Raw genomic sequence first — 22,890 nt, 5'->3', positions numbered from 1 at the left:
TTAAATAAAAACAAAGAAAATGATAACAGCAGACAGCCAAGAGCAAATTTCCTCCAAGTTTGAAGAAGAATTTAAAAAAATTGAGGCCGAAGTTAAAAGGCCCAATATTTTAATCGTAGGTGGTACAGGGGTAGGTAAGAGTACCATTGTTAATCAAATATTTGGAGAAGGAACAGTAGCGGTAGGAGAAGGAATGCCGGTTACAAAAGAAATCGAAAAAATCGATTTGCCTGGCAGAGATGTCACTTTATTTGATACTGTAGGTTTTGAAATAGGTAAAGATCAAAAATTTCAGTCTGAAATTTTTGATTTTATAGGAAAGAGGAATGAGAAACCAGTTGAAGAACAAATACACCTGATTTGGCATGTGATATCTGCTAGTTCCGCCAGAATTACCACTTATGACAAGGAGCTTAATCAAAAACTTCAGGAATCTAGGATACCTGTTGCTCTAATTTTTAGCAAATGTGATGAAGTAAATGAGGACGATCTTGAAGCAATGGTAAAGGTGATAAACCCTAATTCAAATTTTAACGATGCATTTGTTTCTAACAATTCTCCATTTTTTACCACCGATCATAAAGAACAATTGGAAGCGGAAGAAAACCTGAGTCTTTCGAAAGTAGTTGAATGGTCTATCAAAAATTTACCGGCTTCATTAGAATTAGCTTTTATCAGTGCTCAGATGATAAATATAGAGGCTAAAAGGCAAAAAGCTAATTCAATAATTAATCAGCATACTGCAGGAAATGCTTTAATTGGCGGTAGTCCTATCCCTTTTTCCGATGCACCAGTACTTATTGCCAGCCAAGCAGGAATGATTGCCAGAATACTTTATGTATATGATTTTGAAAATTACAAGCAAATAGCCACAGGTTTTATGGCAAGTTCAGGAGCTTCCTTGGTGATTTCAAATATTGGTCGTAGCATAGCCGGTAATTTATTAAAGTTGATTCCAGGAGTGGGGACTGTTATTGGAGGATTAATCAATGCGGTTATAGCTTCTGCAATTACATACGCAATGGGAAAGGCAACATCTGAGGTTATGTTTAAATTAAATACCCAAATCTTAAATGGGGAAATAGAAAAAGCAAATGATATAATTGAAAATTTTGAATCTCTCTTCGCTGAACTCTTTAGTCAATTTTTCAAATTAAAAGCAAAAAACAATGGAGGGATATAATATTTCGGTTATTGGGAAATCTGGAGTTGGGAAGAGTTCTCTACTTAATTATCTTTTCGGAGAAATTAAAGCTGATGTTGGAGTGGGGAAACCTGTTACTTTGGAAGGTTTTCATTTGAAAAAAGGTTCAATTTCTGGTAATGAAGTTAATATTTATGATTCCTGGGGGCTCGAGGCCGGAAAAGAAGAAACCTGGCGGCAAAAGTTTAAAAAGTTTCAAAAGGAAAAGCAGCAGGAAGAGGATGTAAAAAAATGGCTTCATACAGTGATCTATTGTATCTCAGGAGAAGGAAAGAGAATTGAAGATTTTGAGATTAGGACAATTAAGGCGATTCAACAGGAAAAGTTGAAACCTGTTATTGTGATTACAAAGGGTGATTCAAGAGGTGCCAAAAAATTTTCTGAGGATGTTGACTTGATACTTGGGGTGGAAACCATACTGATAAATAATGTTGAGAAAACGAAAGGATTCGGAGCATTCAAAACCGTCTCGGAACCCTTTGGGAAGAAGGAACTGGTGAAGAAAATTAAATTTTCTACATCTGAATCATTAGCAGACAGAATAAAACACTTATTTGATACAAAAATTGCTTCAAAGAAAAAAGCTCTAAAGAAAAGGCTCTGTAAAACATTGGAATATGAGCTTGAAAAATGTTCGTTTTTAGGTTTTGCATCTAAAGAGAATCTAGATAAAATTCAAAGATCCTTAAATAAAACTGTGAAAAGTGAAAATAGAGTTTTTTCCAACGAGCTTTTGAAGATAGCGACAGAAGCAAAACAGTTCTATAAAGATACAATAGTCAATTCTGTTGAAGTTGACCTGGGAAGTGACCTCAAGTATTCTCTTGGACTGGAAGAGCAAAAAAAAGATAATCCAGAAGTCATCTTAGCGAATATAGTTGCCAATGCGGGGTTGATCGCATTAATACCTGTCACCCTGATACCGAGTGTTATCTTTTTTATTCTTGATAAAATTGCACCTACCGTTATGAATAAGATTCCGATGTATTCATCCAAAGAAGTTTTACGAGTATTTAAAGATCAATTATTACCAGAAAAAAGGACTGGAAAAATCTTAATCTAAGTTTGCTACATATAAAATAATAATTAAAATCATTTCCATGATTATTTCCTCCCACCACCACTTCGCCAACTTCTTCAAAAAGGAAGAGGAAAAAGCCATCCAACCCTACGCCTACGCCGTTTCCCGTAACCTGTCCCATGGCAGTGTCTGTGTCGATTTACAGGACAAGCAAGGGACGGCAGGGATATTTGAAGGGTATAAAAAGAAAATTATAGAGGGGGATAATTTCTCTTCTACAGTTGATCTACTGCAAACCGGCCTGGTGGCCAAAGGAGGAGAGATTGAGGAAAAAGATAAACCATTTGTACTTAAAGGCGATAACTTCTACATCACCCGCTATTTCAACTACGAAACTCAGATCATTGAAGGCATCAAAGGTTTGATTACTGAAGGAGAAGGAGAGAAGGCACAAAGGCTGGAAAGGTTAAAGGGTTCTCGAGAATTCACAAAGCTGGTTGAAAGTCGAGATCAAAAGAATGGAACCGACTGGCAGCTGGTGGCTTCTGCTATGGCATACCTGAACAATTTTACCATTATCACCGGCGGACCGGGAACAGGAAAAACTACTACGGTTGCCAAAATTCTGAGTCTACTGTATGAAGAAAACCCGGATCTTAATGTGAAGCTGGCTGCTCCCACAGGGAAAGCAGCTATGCGGATGAAGGAAGCTTTGGCTGCCAATAAGCAGGTGCCGGAGGACTTCAGGGAACAAATAGGGGCATTGAAACCTTATACCTTGCACCGGTTGCTTGAGGTTAAGCACCAGTCACCTTACTTCAAACGCGACCTGGAAAACAAACTGGATGCAGATGTGATTATTGTTGATGAAGCTTCTATGATAGATGTGGCGCTTTTTGCCAAATTCATCAATGCTGTAGATCCGCGTACCCGACTCATCCTGTTAGGCGACCAAAACCAGCTGGCCTCAGTAGAGGCGGGTAGTTTGTTGGGAGATTTGTGTAATACGGTTGGGGAGAAAAACAAATTTTCTTCTGCGACCATTTCTTCTCTAAAACAACTTTTCCCTGAACAAATTCTCAAGCAAAACACCGGAAAAGATGAATTGCTGCAGGATCAAATCGTTAAGCTACAGCATTCCTATCGCTTTAAAGGAGATTCTGATTTTGGGGTTCTAAGTGAGGCAGTGATCGATAATAAGCAGGAGAAAATAGAAAGCTTTTTTGAGGAAGGGAGACCTGAAGGGGAAATTGTTGTAGACAATCAATATAAGGAAAGTAAATTTGAAAGCTTTATTCAGGGATTTGAGGATTATATAGCCGAAGATGATATCGCAAAGGCCATTGAAAAATTCAATGCGCTGCGAATCCTTGCAGTGATCCGTAAGGGAAAAAATGGAGTGGAAGGACTCAATACCCGGGTGGAAAAATATTTGTCGAAAAAAAGAAAAATAAATCCAGGTCAGGTTTTCTATAAAAACCGTCCTGTAATGGTTACACGGAATCATCCGGACCTTAACCTTTTTAATGGTGATGTGGGTCTGGTGCGAAAGGATAAGGTTTCAGGTAAAATACGCATCTGGTTTCTGGATGAGGAAAAGCAATTGGAAGAAGAAAAGCAAGAAGGAGAAGTACAGGAAAGAAAAATCCGCAGTTTTTCTCCCGGTTTGCTAACCGATGTGGAAACAGTATTCGCGATGACCGTTCACAAAAGCCAGGGATCTGAATTTAACAAAGTCCTGCTTGTGATGCCGAAGTCTGAAGACCTGCCACTACTCACGCGGGAGTTGCTGTATACCGGGATCACCCGGGCTAAAGAAAGCCTGATCATCCAGGGAACAATGGAAGTCATTAAAAAATCGGCAGAGGCAAGGGTAAGAAGGGCTTCCGGAATAACCAACAGGATATAATTATGGAAACAGTTACAGACACACCTAAATCTGATGGAGATACGATAATCAATTTTTATTCCGGAGCTTCCAATATAGATCTGGCCTCCAAACTTGCAGATCATATTGAAACGACTTTTAAAGGTGAGGTATTCCAATCGGTTCATATCATCACTCCCAATAAAGCACAGCATAACTGGTTAAAGGAACAACTGGCCGAAAATCTTGGGTTTATTGGAAACCTTAAACAACACAGTTTTAATTCTTTTTTCAGGGAATTAATTGAAAACCTTGATCCTAATTTTAAAGAAAAACCATCGGGAGAAAAACTCATCTGGAAGCTTTTTACTGAGATGGGCAAAACTGAATTTCAGAATAAATTCGAAAATATTAAAAACTATTGCGGGGAAGATGAGGTCAAACGCCTTGCCCTGGCACAAAAAGTTGCCGGACTGTTTGATAGTTACCAGGAGTTCGATCCTGCAGAGGAATGGAAAAGCCAGGATCACCCCGATCTGGAGTGGCAAAAATACCTGTATGAACAATGCGGATATTCAACTAATCAAATGTCTCCCGAAAAGCTTGAAGAATTTATTCGCTTGAAACCTGAAATTCTTAAAAAATATCATTCCTTATATATTTGTGGAAATGTCAGCCTTAGCCCATTATACCTCCAATATTTAAAAATTCTAAAAGAACAAAAGGGGTTTAGCATTTATTTGTATCGCACCAACCTCAATCTAAAACGGAAAAATAATCCCCTCACCCAGAACTGGGGAGAACTGGCGGTGAAAACCAATGAGCAACTGGAAGAGATAGGGACAATACCTGAAATGGATTTTCCTTCCGAAGGCGGAAATCTGTTGAATCAAATTCAAAGGGATATATGCTCCGATTCAATTTCAGATAAATTGGTAGCAGATGATTCTGTGCTTATCTACAATTCCTTTACTCGTGTGAGGGAGATAGAAGCGCTTTATAATTACCTGGTGAAAACTGTAGATGAAAGTAAAGAGAAATTAGGCGCACGGGATATTATGGTGTGCATATCCAACCTTGACCCTTATATTTCAGCCATCAGGACTGTTTTTGATTCTGCTCCCTATGAATTTCCATACACACTGGTCACAAAGGGCTACGGCAGGGAAGAGAGTTTCTGGACGGCCCTGGAACAGGTGCTGGCTTTTGAGGAAGAGAATTTTACTGCCCCCGGGGTTTTTAATCTGCTGGAAATGCAGCCGGTGCAAAAAGCCTTTGGGTTTACAGATCTCGACCTCCTCAAAAAAGCATTTATCGATGCGAACATCCGCAGGGAATATGAAGGAGATAAAGATCTGGAAACCAATTTTTCCTCCTTCAGCAACGGACTCGAAAGGCTTATCTACGGTTTCTGCTTAGGAAGTGAAGAACCTGTAGTGATCAACGGGAAGAAAATATACCCTGTAGATATTGCTGAAGGACAACAGGCTCAGGATCTTTTTAGATTGCACCACCTTGTGCAACTGCTACAAGAGTTCCTCACCTTAAAAGAGACACCAAAAACTGCAGGAGCCTGGCACATAGAATTGATGAGAATCACCGAAGAGTTTTTACAGCCGGAAGACTGGCAGCAAAACCAGTTCAGCGAACTTATGGAAGAGCTGGGTTCTATGGAGGATTCAAGTGAAGAAGTAATCGGTTTCAACACCTTCTTTTTTAGGTTAAAAGATCAGCTTCAAAACAAAGATCTGCAACAAATAAAGGGCATAGGAGGGATTGTGTTTAGCGGACTCTATCCCGGGATGAGTATGCCCAAAAAAGTGATTGCATTCCTGGGCTTGAATTTTGGGGAATTTCCCCGAAAGTCTCAGGAGCTGAGTTTCGATCTTCTTCCGGAGGATAAGAAACTAAGCAGCCGTATTAAAGATCGCGGTGCCTTTTTGGAAACTTTTTTGAATGCAGGAAACCGGGTGCTCTTGAGTTATATAGGACAGGATGTAAAAAATAATTCTAAAATACCATCATCTGCTATTGTAAGTGAATTGGAGGAATATTCTAAAAAGGCTGGGGCGGTAATCAAACAAATTAAACATCCCTTGCACTCATTTAATTCGGGTTATTTTGATTCTGAAAAAAAGGATCTTTTTACGTTTACGGCAAATAAAAAGGAAAAGTTAACTCTCGATTATAATTCTGATAGAATAAAGGAAGTGCCAGATAATGTCCCCTTGCATATCCTGGAAATTTTTTTAAGAGACCCTTTCAAACATCACTATAATAAGGTACTTGAAATTTATTTTGAAAATCCTGAAATTTTACCTGAATGGGAGCTCTTTGAAATTGGAACCTTAGAGAATTGGGCTCTCAAGGATTTTTTCCTCAAGAAAAAATTGGATGGATTAGAACTAAATAACGATCTGATATCTGAGGCAAGAAAAGAAATGATAGTGAAGAGTGCATTGCCATTAAAAGTTCCGGGGGAGATGAAATTGGAGGAAGTCACAGAGGAAATTGAAACTTTATGGACAGAACTTAATAAGCATACGAATAATCAGGAACACCATAATTTGAATTTTGAGCTTGATTTTAATGTGGGGAATAAGGTTTTGAAACTTACAGGGGAATTGAACATGTTTGGTGAAGATTCTTATTATCTGTTTGTTTCAAAAGCCGAAAAGAAAAAATATGAACTTTCTGCCTATTTAAGGCTTTTAATAATGAAAGCGATGGGATTAGATGGAGGTGTGCATTACTGTTGTTTTGAAAAAGAAGGAGATGGAATTTTTTATACTAAATTAAACAAACCGGTTTCCAAAAATGAGGCAATTCAAGAGTTAAGGGAACTATTGCAATTGTATGTGCAGAACTACCGGGGAATAGTTTCTTTTTATCCTGAATTTAATTTTGAAGTTTCAGAAATTTTAGAACTTTCTGGAAAACCCGAAGAAGAAAAGGCGATCCTTATGAAAGAAATGATAGATGAAAAAGTTGATGCTTATCTAGGATTTTATCCATCTGATTATTTTATAAGAGAATACAGGCAAGGTTTCTTTGAAGGAGATAAAAGTGTTTCGAGGTTAAATGAACTTCAAAAATTATATAGCCGAATTTTTGGCGCAGTAGATATTGCCTTTGGTAGAAAAAATCAATCTAATGAATAAATTCGAACCTCTTACAGTAAAATTGGAAGGCGTAAATCTTGTAGAAGCAAGTGCTGGAACAGGCAAAACCTATTCTATAGGATTATTGGTTTTAAGACTGCTGGTAGAAAAAAAATATAAGATTAAGGAGATCCTAATGGTGACTTTTACCAATGAAGCTGTGGCTGAATTGGCATCCCGTATTCGTTCTTTTATTCAGCAGGGAATTAAGGTTGCAGAAGGGGATAATAATCAGGAGGAACCAATTGTGGCTATTATAAATAAATACAAGGATAATGAGACTTTAAATTTATTAAAAGTAGCCTTGTCTGAACTTGATGAGGCCTCAATTCAAACAATTCACAGTTTCTGTCAGGAATCTTTAAACAATTTTGCTTTAGTCTCAGGTCAACCTTTTGGATTGAGTCTTCAACCGAATATTCTTGATGATGTTGATTCATTTGTCAAGGAATATTGGAGGAACAATGTTACTAAAATTGAAAAAGAGAGTTTTGCTGAATTAACTGGCCTTTCACTAAAAAATCTAAATGCAGCAGCGAAAGAAGTTATCGCCGGTAAAGAATATGCTTATGAAGAAGAAAGTAAATTTGTAACCAATGAAATCAGCAAAAAAATTAAGGACTTCGAAAATGATTTTGAAGCCAGGCAGGAAACGATCATAGAAAAAATTAGAACTGCTGATTGGAAGAATATAGATGGAGTTGGTCAAAAGACATTAAACAAAGAAGCAGATAAAATTATCTCCTTTAAAGCATATTGGGATTTTCTTGTGAATAGCAGTATAACGCATAAAAAAATTGCAGAATCTTGTTTGTTACCTGAACGTAATAATGCTTTAGAGATAAATTCCTTCAAAGAAAATTGCTTTCACAGTATGATTACTGATTGTGTTAATTACGTCAAGGCGAAACTTGAAGAGAAACTTCAAAATAAGCATTTGATTACTTATGATGAAATTATTAATCGGATGCACAAAACAGTCCATGCTAAAGATAATGATGCATTCAGAAATACCCTTAGGAAAAAATACAAAGCGATTTTTATAGATGAGTTTCAGGACACCGATAAGCTTCAATATGAAATATATAATCGACTTTTTAATTCAGGAAATCTATTATTTTATATAGGCGATCCAAAACAGTCAATATATGCCTGGAGAAGAGCCGATCTATATACCTATGCCAAATGCCGAAAAGAGATATCAGAAGATAAAATTTACGAGATGCCGGTTAATTTTAGATCTACTTCTCATTATATAAGTGCAGTTGAAAGCTTTTATGATTTGGGCAAAGATCCTTTTCACACCGATGGTACTGATCTTGACATTAAGTATGTAAAAGTGGCATCAGCAGCACAAAACAAAATGGGATTACAGCGCCCAGATTTGAAAATAAACCCTCTTCAGATATTTGAGGGTGGCAACAAAAATACTATAAAGGTTAAAGTTGGGAAGTTAGTCGGTGAACTCCTCAATAAAGAAAAGCCTTATAAAATTGACAGTTCAGTTATAGAGCCTTCTGATATTGCAATATTAGTGCGTACGAATAAAGAGGGCAAAATGGTGAAGAGTGTTTTAGCTCAGCGGGGAATTCATGCAGTTACAATTGATGACACAAAAGTGTTTGAAGATTCCCAGGAAGCAAAATCAATTCGATACATCATGGAGGCCGTATTGAAAACTTCTGAAAAAAATATTAGCAAAGCTCTTTTAAATGATTTTACCGGATTTCAGTTTGATGAGGTTTTTAAATTAAAAAAAGACGAATTCACAGATTTGTTTAGAGAGTTTCGGGAGCAATGGACCCGATCTGGGTTTTATTCCATGATGAGAAAATATATGGATCATTTTGGGGTAATGGAGCATTTAATGAAAAATGCTTCTGCAAATGGTCTGCGAATTCTATCCAATCTTACCCAGCTCCTTGAACTATTGCAAGAGGCAGAATATAAGCAAGAATTGAAGCCCATAGGATTGTATAATTATTTAGGGCTTCAAATAGCTGGAAATGTTCAGGAAGGCGATGAATATATTCAGCGGATGGAAAGCGATGAAAAAGCCGTAAAAATTATGACTATTCACAAAGCAAAAGGTTTGGAATATTCGATAGTTATCGCACCATTTTTGGATCTGATTAACCACGAAAAATCTTATCATTCAGATATTTTTTCTTTTAGAGAATCAGGTGTTGACGAGAATTATAAATTTTATTGTAAACCTTATCGTAATACCGAGCAAACTTCGCTGTTTAAGAAACAGTTAGATCAGGAAAATTGTAGACTTTTATATGTAACCTTAACTCGTGCTAAGTACAATTGTTTCTTATTTAAAACATCAGGAGATAGGGTGCAAGCATCTTGCTTGACCCAGTTTATAGTTAAAGATTATCCTTTTGACTCCCAAAAATGGTTTGATCACCCGGAGGGTGCCCTTGAAAAAAATGTTGTGCCTTTACCAACCACCTGGGGCCAAGGTCTCGAACTTGATAAATTGGACTTGGCCGACAAACACCACGGCAAACTCAGCTTCTCTGCCCTTAGCGCTCACAGTTTACATGCTTTACCTGAGAAATTGGATAAGTATGAAACTGCTTACGATCAATTCATTTTCAAAGACATCCCGGGAGGTAAGAATATGGGGACTATGCTGCATTACCTCTTCGAAAACATAGATTTCACAAACCCAAAAGGTCACCAGGCAGAAGTTGATAAATTGGTGAACAGGTATTATCCTGCCAAAAAGGAATTACTTAGGGAACGACTTTTAGAAATGGTAGATCATGTGCTTCATTCACAGATTCAATTCCCTGATGGCATCAGCATCTTGTTAAAAGACCTGGATTCCGCTGATAAACTCAATGAAATGGAATTTGATTTCAATACTTCAGATATTAACCTGGAGGATCTGAAAGGCTTTGATTTAGGGGATGGTATTGATATCAACTGTAATATGGTGATCAATACAAAAAAAGGATTGCTCACCGGCTTGATAGATCTATTCTTCGTGCACGAAGGCAAATACTATATCCTGGACTGGAAATCTAATTTCCTGGGAGACAACCTGGAGCATTATGCCAAAGGTGATACGATGAAAAAAGCCTTGAATGAAGGTAATTATCACCTTCAGTATCTCATATATTCCATGGCGGTTAAAAATTATTTGGAAGCCCGTTTAGATAATTTCGATTACGATAGAGATTTCGGTGGAGCTATTTATGTATACCTGCGCGGAGCGAGAAAAGGAACAGAACACGGGATCTATACCAACAGGCCCACTCTTGAGCAGGTTGAAGCACTGGAAAGGATCTTTAAGAAACCTGTTTTAGCATGAAAATCTAAAATCTAAAATTATGATGTACCCCGAAAATTTCCCCAGTCACCATCCAAATCGTGCAGAGCGTAAAGTATTTGATGCTTTAAAGAAACTCGATTCTTATGATTTTGATATTTTCTGGAACAGGACATTTGCGGGGAATACAAAGGAGGAAAAAGATCTTTATGAGATTGACTATCTGGTATTTGATCTCCGGGAGGAGACCCTGAACCATATTTTCGTGATAGAGGTGAAGGGAGGGAATTTACAGTTTAAAGCTGAAGAAAATAAGTGGTACCAATCCGGAAGGGAAATGGATACAGATCCTGATCACCAGGCAATGTCCTGCGCCTCCAATGTTATTAAAAGGTATAGAGAGGCCATTGAATACAAGGTGCCGGTTACCTGGCTGTTGTGGTTTCCGGATGGGGTCCTGGATAGAACTGCCTTGCCGACTCAGCTATTACCCTGGATGGTTCTGGACCAGATAAATTTGGACGATCCACTTACCGCTATTGATGAAGCAAAACTGGAACAGGAAAGCAGCCACAATCATTATCAGGGAATTTCCCCGGATGAATATGAGGGAACTATAAAAAAAGATCTCACCCAAAACCTGGGAATTTCAACAAACCTCAGGACGTTGCTGGAGGAAATGAAGATAAGTATTGAGCTGGCAGAAACCCACCAAAAGGTGTTCTTTACCGGCTTATTCAACATCCCCCGACTTGCAGTAGAAGGTTGTGCAGGAAGCGGAAAAACCATTCTTGCAAAATGCGCTGCTGAAATGCTGCACGAGAAAGGCGATAAAGTCTTGTTCCTGTGTTACAACCTTTACTTGAAAGCCCGGGTAGAAAAGGAACTCAGCGACGAGATACAAACCAATGATGCACTTGGTTTTATGAAAGACTTTATTTTCTCAAGGGAGCCACAATGGTACAGCCAACAAAATTTACCTGAAAATGAAATGTATGCAAAGTTTCCGGGGAAGTTTAGGGAGGTATTGCAAAAGTATCCGGTTACCGAAGCCGAAAAATACGATGCACTCCTGGTAGACGAAGCCCAGGATATGGATATTTCGTGGCTCAATACGTTTTTAAAATTCATAAAACCGGGTGGGAAGTATATCCTTTTCTATGACAGGAAGCAAAATATTTTCAGGAGTAAATTTGACCTGCCCATTAGCGAGCAATGGACCAAAATTCCCCTGACCTATAATTACCGGAATACCAAAAAGATCAATGCCTTTATCAATGAAACCCTGGATACCAATTTCACCTCGGGCGAGGTGCCGGAAGGGGAGAAGGTAAGGAGAAGGGAATACAGGACTGAAGAAATTGGAAGCGCCTTGTTCCGCTCTCTTAGCGAGTTACACACTATGGGACATATTCCCCTGGAAAATATCAAGATCATTACAGATGGAGCTGCTGCGGGATGGGAATTAGAGCAATACAGCAACCCCACTTTTAGCTACGAATTGCTGGTTGAAGACCAAACAATAGATAAGAAGAAAGTGTATTACAGCTCCATTCACAAATTCAAAGGTTGTGAATCTGAAGTAGTGATCCTGATCCTTAAAAAGCCTCTGGTGGAAAATGAGGATCCTAATGTGCTTTATACCCAGCTTAGCCGTGCTAAGAGTTTGTTGTATGTATTGGAGCCAGAGAAATGATGGGGAAAAATAGCATGGGATAAAATCTTTAAATTCCTATGAAATAAAAGTAAAATTTATTTTACAAAACCTATTCCCACTTTTATTTTTTTAATTTTTTGGTTCTTATAGTTTTTCATTAATCTAATAAAGCATTCCTTAATTAGTTTATGAAATAAGATAGCTTTTTCGGTATCTATTAAATTTGGATGTGCGGATTGGTTTCTATAATCTCTAATTATATAATTTATTTCATCTAAGTATTCAATATTTAAAATTTCCTCCTGAAAGTTATGTAATACAAAGGACTTTAAATCTTTTAGAAGAGGGCTCTTTTCAACGGTTCTTCCTGTTAAATATCTTAAATTAACTTCCATTGAACCCAATTCAAAGAACCATTCTTCCTGATTTCTTTTTAGGCATTTTTGTAAATGAAGGCCGAGTTTCAATGTGTTGTCATTATTATATTTTCCTGAATCTTTTCGTTCAAAATCCCAGGCAAATTCGGTTTCAAGATTCAAATTTCTATCAAGCAATGATTGAACATATGATCTGAAAATTTTATTTAAAAGCTCATTTTCTAGAGCCCTACAATACTGAAGTATGAAGGGTGAATAATCTGGGTTTTCAAGTTTTGATATTTGATCAAATATATATTCAGCTTCCGGCAAATATTTTTGGCTTTTTAACTCCAAAATATCAAAATAATCAAACCAACGTTTGATTTCCTGGACATAAAATTCTATTTGGTTTTGGTCTTTTATCAGAATGATTAGTTTTTCATCTAAATTATTATTTAGTCTGATAATTTTTTCGTCAATATCCCGAGGCATTTTTTTAATCTCCCTGAATTCGTTAGATAATTCAATTAAGGTGTTTCTAATATCATCTAACTTTAAGGATATATCCTTTTGATTATTTAAAACTTGATTTAGAAGCGTTTGCATACCACTTAACTGTGCCTCGTGAGCAGAAATAGATGATTTAGACTTTAGTTTGTTATATTCCTTTTTTAGAGTGGAGTATTTATTCTTTATCTCAAGTAATTCTTCATACGTAAGTTTTTCAAGTTTATTTTTAGAAGCTAGTTCCAAATCAATAACTGGAAGAATTGGAATTTGAATGTTTTTAAGATCTGAAATTGATATAATAGGTGTTACATTTCCTCTTGAATGTCTCTTAATTTGCTGGTTAAATAGTCGCAAGCCACTTTTAGTATTTAGGTAGGTAGCTACGTATTCAGCGTTTTTTCCCCTTAAGATTATTAAATGTTGGTTTGCAATAAATTTATTTTCATTTAATGTATGTTTGTAAACCTGTATTTTGTTCCTTAGTAAACGAGGAAAAATTAAATCACCATCTCTTAGAACAGCCTCATTTTCCCATTTATTTAATTCTTTTTTTTGAATAAATTTATCGTTGCGAGATTCTTCAAAAAGACCTTCTGGAATATTTCTCGGTGATAATATCTGGAAATTGCCTGAATTACCGCTTTCATCAGATTTGAAAGGCACCCCAAGAACTACATCTACTAAATCTTTAATCGGCCTGGATTTACAATCGCTTAATTGCTGTTCATATTTTTGGTTTGTAGGATTATGAAAGTTATAATCCCATCTATTTGTTAACTTTATTTTTTCAACTGTAAAGTCCGGAACTGAAAAATTTATACTTGATTGATAGAAATTAATGTTTGGGAGTTCCCAATAGTAAGTACTGAAAGTCTGATTTTTTGTGAGAGTAATAATTGATAGTTCAGGGCCCACTCCTCTTAAAATTCTGTGAGGTAGAGATATAATTTTTTGGATTCCAAAATTTATTGATATATGTCTTCTTAAATTCTCAAAAGCTGGGGCAGTGAGATAATTTTGGGGTAATATGAAAATACCGGTTCCTTTTTCATTAATCAAATCTAGACATTTTAAAATATATAGATCCCCTGTGCCTCTTATTCTGCCATTAATATTAATTCTTTCGCCTACTGGGGGAAAACAAACAACCGCGTCAAACTTTTCGTAGGTTGTTAAGTCTAATGGGTTTGAATTTGAAAAATGTATATGTGGATATAAGTATTTAGCTAACTCCACATTATCATTATTCTTGTCTATTCCAAAGACCTTTTCTATACCCGAACATCTGGATAATATTTCACCTATATTAGAATTTAGATTTATTATACTTTTCGGGGTATTAGATAGTATTATTTCCGCAATTAATTCTGAAAGGTGGTCAGGAAGGAAATTTATTTCATTCTGATTAGAGTTCAGATAATCAATGACATTTTCTCGACTATTGATCCCCTTCTTTTTCAATTCTTCTATAATCATCAATTATTTTTCTGTTGGTAAAAGCTCAAAAATCTATTCATTGTCTCGCGAATATCAATTCTATTATTGATAGTTATCTACTCCTGTTTTTTTACCAGTATTGTGCTTCCTTTTTATCTAACTTTTTTCGGCATAAGTGATTTTAGACAACAATTCTCTTTCTATTCCTGTAAAGGAATAGGAACCTTAAGTTTGAAAATATTATGAAAACCTGGAATTGGTTCCTTTTTTAAATTATCAAATTTGAAATCCTCTATTTTGAGGTTAACATTCGGGAAAATGATTAGGCAATCGGGTACCTCTTCTTCTGTTTTCAATTCTAACTCTTTTCTTACTTTTTCTAACCTCGCATATCCACTTATTTGCCTAATGTCTTCAATATGATAACTGTTCTCATATTTAAGTTTATATTTCGCATCTATGACCATTTTATACTCTTCATTCTTCAGGATGTAATCAAGTTCATTGTATTTAGCTTGAAATTGAAACTGAACGACATTTCCATATTCTTTTCTAAGAAGTCCCAGTACATATAGCTCAAATAACTTGCTCATATCAATCCAGAATGGGGGAGTGGTCTTTAATTCCTTTTTACTGGAATTGGCGATATTATAACCGAAACGTCTTAGGATTTTTTCTGCTAAATCAATTGCAGTAATGTACTCCTTGTAGAATGGATTTTTCTTGACTTTCTTTAATTCAGAAAAATCAAAATTTGAGGAAACTAGTGAGAAAGCAGGATTAATGAAATTTAAAAGATCCTCGAAACCTTTATTTCCTTTCATTAAACCAGAATGGCTATGTAAATATGGTTTTACAAATTCGAGCGTTTTCTTGAGCAGCCGATTTTCGATACCGTTTACTCCAAATTCTTCATAGCTGCATACGTTACTGAGGAAATTTTGCCTGAAGTGGTTTCTTTTTATGGTTTGCCCCACCAGGACTTTACCTTTTATTCGATTATTTAGGTTTTGCTTTACCCGGTAATAAGATTTCTTAAGTCCCTTTTTGACTATGGATTTAAGAACTCCCAAAAACTGAACTATAAGAAAGGGTGTTAAGAAGTCATCTTTACTTTCCAGTTCGATTTCATTTTCATCCCATTTAACTATATATAGCTCCTCCAGATTTTCTGCCAATTCCGGGCTACGTATGCTTTCAAAGAGCATTTTCAGATAATCGACTTCAACCAATTCTTTCTTTTCTCCCCCAGTATTTTTATTGAGTTTTGGTTGCACGTAGATGCATTGATCTCTACCCGGGAATCGATCTACTCCAATAAAATATCCTGTTTGCAGAAAGCTGCTTTTACCGGATGTCTTCTTTATCACCGCACAAAAGCCATCCTCTCTTCTTTTCGGAAATTTTATCTCAGCATAAAAGCTGTCTTCTTCGTCAAAGAGATCTGTGGTGTCATTGAAATGTTCCCACACAGAGTATGGGTTTTCAATTAAGTTGCTCATCGAGTTTTTCTATTTTTTTTTGGGTATTTTTAGTGAGAATACCGTCTTTTCTATATTCTTGCAGAATTGGAAGAATTTCATATTTGAATCTGACTTTAAGATCGCCAATGTTCTCGGTGAGAAAATAACTATGACCAAGCTTTACATCTTTTGCTTCAAAATCACTAGCCATAGAATCATTGGAAAATAGTTTCTCCACTTCGTCATATAATTTTAGAGCGTGAGGTGCATTTTCTTCAATTACTTTACGTTGAGCTGGTATATCTATAAAAGCGAATCTTCTTCTAATAGCATAATCAATATGGCCAACGCTTCGGTCAGCTGTGTTCATGGTGCCTATGACATATAGATTATGTGGAAGAATAATCTCATGACTATTCTTGTATTTATAGATTGAATTCATAGACTTGCCACGATATTCTAAGGCATAAATAAGTTCACCTAAGACAGAGGGAAGATTTGCACGATTTATTTCATCAATAATTAAGATAAAAGCCTTCTGTTGATTTTCAGGTTTAGAAGCTTCTTCAGCAAATTCAGCAAGAAGTCTGTTTTTTACTTCGTATTTTAACTTATCGTTATCTGCATTGACAGCGATACCACGGACAAAGTCTTCGTAGGTGTAAGATGGGTGAAATTGAATTAGCTTTATTTGTTCGTTTCCTTCAATATCTGCTTCTTCTGTGAAAAATTGTTTTTCAACTACTTCGAATACAGTTTGTTCCTTTTCGCCCTCAGTTGATAGCCAATGTGCAATTTGCTTTGCTAATCTAGTTTTTCCGGTTCCCGGTGGTCCCTGAAGAATGAAATTCTTATGTTTTATTTTAGAAAAGTTGATCATCTTTTTTTGTCTCTCTTTGATTAGATTAAGAATTTTAAAAGTTTCCGGGTAAATTGTTTTAAATATATCCAGAGTTTTTGCCGAGGCTTTGCTGAATCCATCCCATTGTGCCAACGCATCAGGAGTATACCTATATTCTTTATTTAACCATATAATCTGTAGCATTTTATTTTCCTCAAACCCATTTGGCAGATATTGGTTATTCACAATAACCCCAATTCCACCCAAATTTTTTGTTCCTCTTCTTACCAAAACAATATCTCCTACTGTAAAATCGATAACTGGATAAGTTTTAAAACCACTGGTACTTTCTTCCCCACCTGTCCAAACACCATTTTGTTTTACAAATTCTTCAAAATAATCAGGTTTATTTTGTCCTTGAACATAGCTGCTTACCTGACAATATTTATCCTTTATTAGTAGTTGCCCGGTAGTATTTAAATTTACCAGGTAATTCAGTAGGTTAATTTCATATGGCAAACATTTTGGAAAGAATTTTTTAATTTTTTCCAAAGCTTTGAAATAAGCAATGATCCCTTCTGATTCGATTGTTTCTACTATTTCAATAATTTCACCTATTTCAGGTAAGGGCAAAGATTTCATTTGTGAATCTAAAGGGAAATAAACGGAAGGATTTATCAAGAAGAAAACCTGGCTTAACTTTGAAATGCCGACATACTTTAGAGATAGTGCTTTTTTGAATAAATTAGAATCTACTTGGTTACTATATTTAACCTGCTGAAATAAATTCCAAAGACAATTATTTCCCACTTCCTTACCCTGTATACTTTTATAAATCCCTTTTTTAAAAAAGCTAGAAGGAGTATTTGGTGTAGGAGTAGGGAAAAGGTTATCGGTTGGCAGGCTGCTGTCCAAACCAAAAGCAATCCTAGCCTTATCGAAGAATTCTTCTCTCTGATGAATTGTATTTCGTTGCGCTAAGGCATAAATAAACGAAAAAGGATCAATGGTCGCGTATAATAAAAGATTGTGTCCTGTGGGAAATATTTTTTCAGCAAAACCCAAAAGTTTTGATTCTCTATTCGCTTCGTCATCTGCAAATTCTTGAATCTTTTCGCAGATCTCTCCAAAAAAAGGTACCCAATCGTAATAATTTATATCCTTATTCATTAATTATAATTAAATATTTCTCGCGGAGATTTAATTGATTTCGGTTTCTTGAAATTCACCATATAAATAGGAACCTTCTTCCATGAATTGGAAAATTCATTAGCACTTACTGTACACATTTTCGTTGCTGGAGCGGGTATGGGATTGATTTTACATTGGGCAATTTGTGAGGCAAAAAGTTTATGGGCTTTTTCTGGCCCACCGAATTTTCTGCAGTGGTAATCCCTATATCCAGCAGGCATTCTTTTTAAATCAAATTCATAAAGCTTGCGGAAGATTGGCGCTTTTATTTTCGTATTGTGATAGACGTGTTTACTGTTTAAAACGGTTGCTTCTGCTAAAGCTTCTTCCAGCCAGTCTTCAGACTTACTACATGGCCCATTTACATTATCACCGTAGGCATTATAATTCACTTTATGGTTTAGAACTTCCTGTTTAGTGGAGAAACATTCTACCTGGTGATGAAATAACTCATGGCGGAATACTGCATAGGTAAAAGCCAATTCAACCTGCCTCAAAGAAAGTCCTAAACTTTTTCCTTTAACCTGGTATAGGTTTTTTGCCCATTGAAAAATCGCTTCGGGAAATAAATATACACCCCATGGGTTTTTCCTGCTTTGGAAATAATAATGCATAGGCAGATACATTCCAAAAGCCTCCCTTCCGAGATCTTCTGTAAGCGCCGACAAGGTTTCCATGGAAATGGAACCTTCACTTGAATTATACATTTCGAGTAAGGTTTCAAATAAACTTTCAAAGCTCACCTCATTGCTTTCCCATCGGGTAATTTCTGGCACGTGAATAGGTAACCTGTTTACTTCTATTAAATCATTAGCGAATTCCTGATTGTTTTGTAATTCCTGAATAATCGACTGAATAACATTTTCATAATTACCCTGTCCCGGGGTTTGAATTAAGGCTTCCGGTAGATGCCTCGAAAGCCAGTTAAATTCTTCTTTAAAGATGTTTTTCTTCATATTAAATTAAATTATTTCAATTATCTCATACTCCAACTCCCCAAACTCAAAACGTTCACCAACCCTTTTACCCAGCATAGATTTAGCTAAAGTAGTAGAAGGGTTTATTTGTTTAAATTCTCCTGTAAATTCATCTTTCACGGCTTTTGGAGTGACGTGATAGAGATATTCACGGGCAGTGCCGTTTTTAATCTGGACTTTGCAGTTCTCAGAAACCACTGTGCCGTTTTCAAAATCCATTTTATAATTAGACGAAGGTTCTTCTACTTTATTTGATTTGGGTGAGGACTTCTTTTTTGAAGGTTTATCTTTTCCCTCTGGGAATTGAACAGCTATCTCTTCAGGAATTTCTTCACCTTTTTCTTTAAAATACGCTTCTATATTTTTCCTTTTATGTAATCCTTGAGCTGCTTCTTCTTCAAAGCGTTTGTGATTTAAACTAAGAAGACGTTTTAAAACTTCCTTTCTAGCATCTGGATGAATGGTGTAGCGCACTCTATCATTATCTGGCAAATAGTCAAATTCATAAAAATCATGACATAATTGTATTTCTTTCCAACCGTAAGCTTCTAATACCACTTCATCTAATTTTTTGATCAATATTCTAAGCTCATCTACTTCCTGATAATTTGGATCATTTGTAAGATTGTACAGCTTTGTCAATCCTATTTGATTCTTAAGAAGAATTGAATCCCTTAATCCATAATATTCTTTACCCAGTTGTTCTAGGTTATTAGCAGTTTCATTTCGAATGATAGGAAAAGGAAAATTCTCATAACAACCAGATGGAGTATATCTTTGATCTGTTTTCATTCTTGAAGAATATTTATCCACCCAAAGTCGGTGAATACTGGATTGTAAAATTGCAAAGTCATATTCTTTCTCGCTTGGAATCACAACTGTCGCGTGAGAGAAAACTATGTTAGTGGGAAGAAATACGAAACCAACTGTTTTACTTGTTAATGCAACAGTGAGAGTTCTAGAAAATTTTTTCAGTTGTCCATATAAACCTGGTCTCTTTTCTCCATAAATCCACCATCTTTCAGGCATTGGATCCCTAACTGCATATTGTCCTATTAATTCATTCCCTTTTGAATCAAGTTTCCATCTTTGTCTTTCAGGCTTTACAAGTTCTTTGATTATATTATAACATAATGGGTAGTCAGTTGCTACTTTTCCTACATAATTCGGTGGTGCCTTAGGGATAAATTTGTGCTCTTTTATCTTATCTAATATTGATTTTTTATCAAACGGTTTTAATTCTTTCCACTCATTTGCACTATATCTAGTTTCTGGCCAATCAAAAAAATTGATTACAAATCTACTGGGTTGATATTTAGGGTCGTTATTTAAATCATATCCATTTAAAAATGGAAATATTATCTCTTTATTATTACTATCACTTCGTATTAGCTTTTCTGCTATTGATAAATCAAGTACAAAGCCACTACCTAAAACATATGATCCAATGAAACTTTTATTTTTATTACTGTTTAAAAAAACTGGACTATTTATTATTTCTGAATCATCCAAAAGGGCAGAAATAGTAGTAACTATTTTTCCATTTAAATAATATGATTTTTTCCAATCAATTTTTGTAACAGTCAATAAAGAAATTTCTACAGCTGCTTTTCCTGGCCATTTCATGCTTGATACCGCATGATTTATATGACCTGATTTTTTAAGTAAATATTCAAGGCCACCTTTCCTTGTATTTCCCTGAGAAATACTATTCGTAGTGATTATAGATAAGAAGGCTTGATTATTTATTAATTCATAAATTCTTCTTAAAAAATATCCAGACAAATCGACGGCGCCAATTGGTCGAAAATAAAATAATACTAAATTCAAAAAACTTTCTCCGTAATTACTCTTAAGTTTTTTATCACCTAAATATGGCGGATTTCCTAAAATACAATCAAATCCTCCTTTGCTAAATACCTGCGGGAACTCCAAAAACCAATGGAAAAATCGCTTTTCTGCAGATATTGCCATAGCCGCACCTCTATCCTGGATTTGAGCCCCGGAGTTTAAATAATTTTGATAGGTAGCTTCTGTGGTTAACTTCTCTCTGTTTTCAGCAGTTTTAGGAATGAAGAATTGGGCAACCTGTAAATCGGCCAGTTGTTTTATCCTAAACCATTTTTTTCCGGAGGTTAAACTCTCATAAGCTTTTGTTTTCGCTTCAATCTGTTGTGGGGTATGTTCTGGCATGGATAGAAAGGCAATAAAATCATTCTGTATTTCTTTTATATTGGCTTCTACTTTATCTAAATCGTGCAGGCTTAACTGGCCTTTCTTTTTTCGCTGGTCTTCGTTTGCCCTTCTAAAAGTAGCCGCCACTTCACTGTCATCACCGGGCAGGGTTTTGAATGCTTCCGTGGCAATACCGTTTTTCAATTCTTCAAAATGTGCCAAACCTACAATGGCATTCCCGCACTTAATGTGGTGGTCGAGGAAATTAAGTGGTTCTCCCGGTTGGTGGGCTTCAAGCCAGAGTGCAACTTTACATAATTCCACCGCCAAAGGGTTTAGATCTACCCCATAAATACAGTTTCTAATAACATCCCGCACAGCAATACGAAGGAGGGTAGGAGTAGGTTGGTCTTCTCCGCTTCTTACTTTTGCCAGTTCAAAACCTATTCTTCGCGCTGCGGAAAGTAAAATATGTCCACTCCCGCAGGCAACGTCACAAACCGTCAATGACAAAAGGCCTTTTTCAGGATCGCTTTCCTTTAATTTTTCTTCAATCTGGTACTGCAGAGAATGATCAATTAAAGGTTTAACAAGTTCTTCAGGTGTATAGTGGGATCCACTACTGGAACGCTCATCTCCTTGTACAAATGTAAATACAGGTAAACCCAAATTCTCTTCAAATATTGGTTCGTATTCCAAAAGACCTTCATAAACAGATCCAAATTCCTCCACATCAAGGTCGGCATAATTAACCCTCACCCGTTGGTAGTTTTCATTTTCAAAAGACACGAGGTAACGTAAAACACTAAGTAAATTTTCGTTATCTAATAATTGATTTCTTATTAATCCTAATGCATTGGGATGAAAAATCCCTGAACCTAAAGGAGCAATTCCAAGTTTTTCTCCATAGTCTTTGTATTCAAAAAGTGAAAAGGTGGTAAGTAATGAACTCCATAAATCAGTTTTTTTAGGATCTACATAAATAAGGTTTTCAGCCAAATTTGTGAGCCTTTGCAGACTGTAGAATTTATAGTAAAAATCTTTTTTCTTAGATAGTTCATCATTTGTCTTTTCGGGATATATCAGTTTACGATCTTCAATAACCAAAAGAAACAATAATCGGTAAATGATCCTTAGGTTGTATAAATAAAAATCCTTCGCAGAAATTTTTTGATCCAGAACAGCCTCCCGTAGATCCTTATTGGCAGGATGGGCTAATAGTCCATTGGCCAGATCCCGGATAGAAATTTCTACCGCCTTGCTTAATCGTTCCCTGATTCGTGATCCCGAGGCAAGGGCTTCCACATGATAAAATTCCAAAATACTTTCCGGCCCATTCTCAATTTTTTGAGGCATTCGGGAAGCATGTAACAACCTGAAAAGGAGAGCGAATTCCGCATAGAGATTCTCCTCCATAATTTGCTCCAGGTTAAACTCTACAAAACTTAACCTGCTTAAAAGAGTGGCATCCCTGAGAAGCCTTAGATATTTACCATTGGTTACTAAAGAATATAAATGCTCATGATTATTTAAATATTCTTGGGCTAAGGCATGAGGTGACAATCTCGCTCCACCAGATTCAGCTCGTTTATCTAATGATTGATTTACCCCTACAATATGTACTGGAAAACCTTCAAGGTTACTTGCCCTATGGCTTATTGCATATGATTTATTATTTATGATTTCTGCTGTGGCAACACTTATGTCATATCCCATTAAATTCAAAAGCGGCATCATCCAG

General features: G+C 36.1%; 11 protein-coding genes. 6 read left to right on the top strand and 5 right to left on the bottom strand.

The window, feature by feature from the left end; all coding sequences use genetic code 11:
- Nucleotides 1–19: 19 nt before the first annotated feature.
- From ACKGJN_RS11425 to ACKGJN_RS11400, 6 genes are read left to right on the top strand one after another with little or no spacing between them, the layout of a single operon-like run.
- Complete coding sequence (locus ACKGJN_RS11425; protein WP_409539633.1) at nt 20–1,183, top strand: YcjF family protein; 1,164 nt, start codon at nt 20–22, stop codon at nt 1,181–1,183.
- Complete coding sequence (locus ACKGJN_RS11420; protein WP_409539632.1) at nt 1,170–2,267, top strand: GTPase; 1,098 nt, start codon at nt 1,170–1,172, stop codon at nt 2,265–2,267. Before ACKGJN_RS11425 ends, ACKGJN_RS11420 begins: the two co-directional genes overlap by 14 nt.
- 37 nt (nt 2,268–2,304) lie before the next feature.
- Entirely contained in the window at nt 2,305–4,134 is a 1,830-nt protein-coding gene (gene recD, locus ACKGJN_RS11415) for an exodeoxyribonuclease V subunit alpha (RefSeq protein WP_409539631.1), read from the top strand.
- A 2-nt stretch (nt 4,135–4,136) separates the two neighbouring features.
- Nucleotides 4,137–7,253 carry an exodeoxyribonuclease V subunit gamma gene (locus ACKGJN_RS11410; RefSeq protein WP_409539630.1) on the top strand — a complete coding sequence of 1,039 codons (3,117 nt, stop codon included), beginning with the start codon at nt 4,137–4,139 and terminating at the stop codon, nt 7,251–7,253.
- Complete coding sequence (locus tag ACKGJN_RS11405) at nt 7,246–10,581, top strand: UvrD-helicase domain-containing protein (RefSeq protein WP_409539629.1); 3,336 nt, start codon at nt 7,246–7,248, stop codon at nt 10,579–10,581. Before ACKGJN_RS11410 ends, ACKGJN_RS11405 begins: the two co-directional genes overlap by 8 nt.
- A gap of 19 nt (nt 10,582–10,600) precedes the next feature.
- Entirely contained in the window at nt 10,601–12,235 is a 1,635-nt protein-coding gene (locus ACKGJN_RS11400) for a nuclease-related domain-containing DEAD/DEAH box helicase (RefSeq protein WP_409539628.1), read from the top strand.
- 56 nt (nt 12,236–12,291) lie between these two features.
- Here the strand turns inward: ACKGJN_RS11400 and ACKGJN_RS11395 are convergent, their stop codons facing one another.
- The 5 genes from ACKGJN_RS11395 to ACKGJN_RS11375 all read right to left on the bottom strand — a co-directional run bounded on the left by ACKGJN_RS11395 (nt 12,292) and on the right by ACKGJN_RS11375 (nt 22,886).
- Nucleotides 12,292–14,541, bottom strand: coding sequence for a type I restriction-modification system subunit M/S (locus tag ACKGJN_RS11395; RefSeq protein WP_409539627.1), 2,250 nt, complete (start codon nt 14,539–14,541; stop codon nt 12,292–12,294).
- 161 nt (nt 14,542–14,702) lie between these two features.
- The gene (locus tag ACKGJN_RS11390; RefSeq protein ID WP_409539626.1) at nt 14,703–16,004 is read right to left on the bottom strand and encodes a 5-methylcytosine restriction system specificity protein McrC; all 1,302 of its coding nucleotides are present in this window, start codon (nt 16,002–16,004) and stop codon (nt 14,703–14,705) included.
- The gene (locus tag ACKGJN_RS11385; RefSeq protein ID WP_409539625.1) at nt 15,988–17,976 is read right to left on the bottom strand and encodes an McrB family protein; all 1,989 of its coding nucleotides are present in this window, start codon (nt 17,974–17,976) and stop codon (nt 15,988–15,990) included. Before ACKGJN_RS11385 ends, ACKGJN_RS11390 begins: the two co-directional genes overlap by 17 nt.
- On the bottom strand, nt 17,976–18,953 hold the full coding sequence (locus ACKGJN_RS11380) for a hypothetical protein (RefSeq protein WP_409539624.1): 978 nt from the start codon (nt 18,951–18,953) through the stop codon (nt 17,976–17,978). Before ACKGJN_RS11380 ends, ACKGJN_RS11385 begins: the two co-directional genes overlap by 1 nt.
- Before the next feature lie 6 nt (nt 18,954–18,959).
- Nucleotides 18,960–22,886: an Eco57I restriction-modification methylase domain-containing protein gene (locus tag ACKGJN_RS11375; protein ID WP_409539623.1), complete on the bottom strand. Its 3,927-nt coding sequence runs from the start codon at nt 22,884–22,886 to the stop codon at nt 18,960–18,962.
- Between the last annotated feature and the right edge of the window lie 4 nt (nt 22,887–22,890).

Source organism: Gillisia xinjiangensis (assembly GCF_046298265.1).
In the GTDB taxonomy this organism is placed as follows: Bacteria; Bacteroidota; Bacteroidia; order Flavobacteriales; family Flavobacteriaceae; genus Gillisia; species Gillisia xinjiangensis.
The sequence above is the reverse complement of the archived record's forward strand: the minus strand, read 5'-3'. Positions and strand labels throughout refer to the sequence as shown.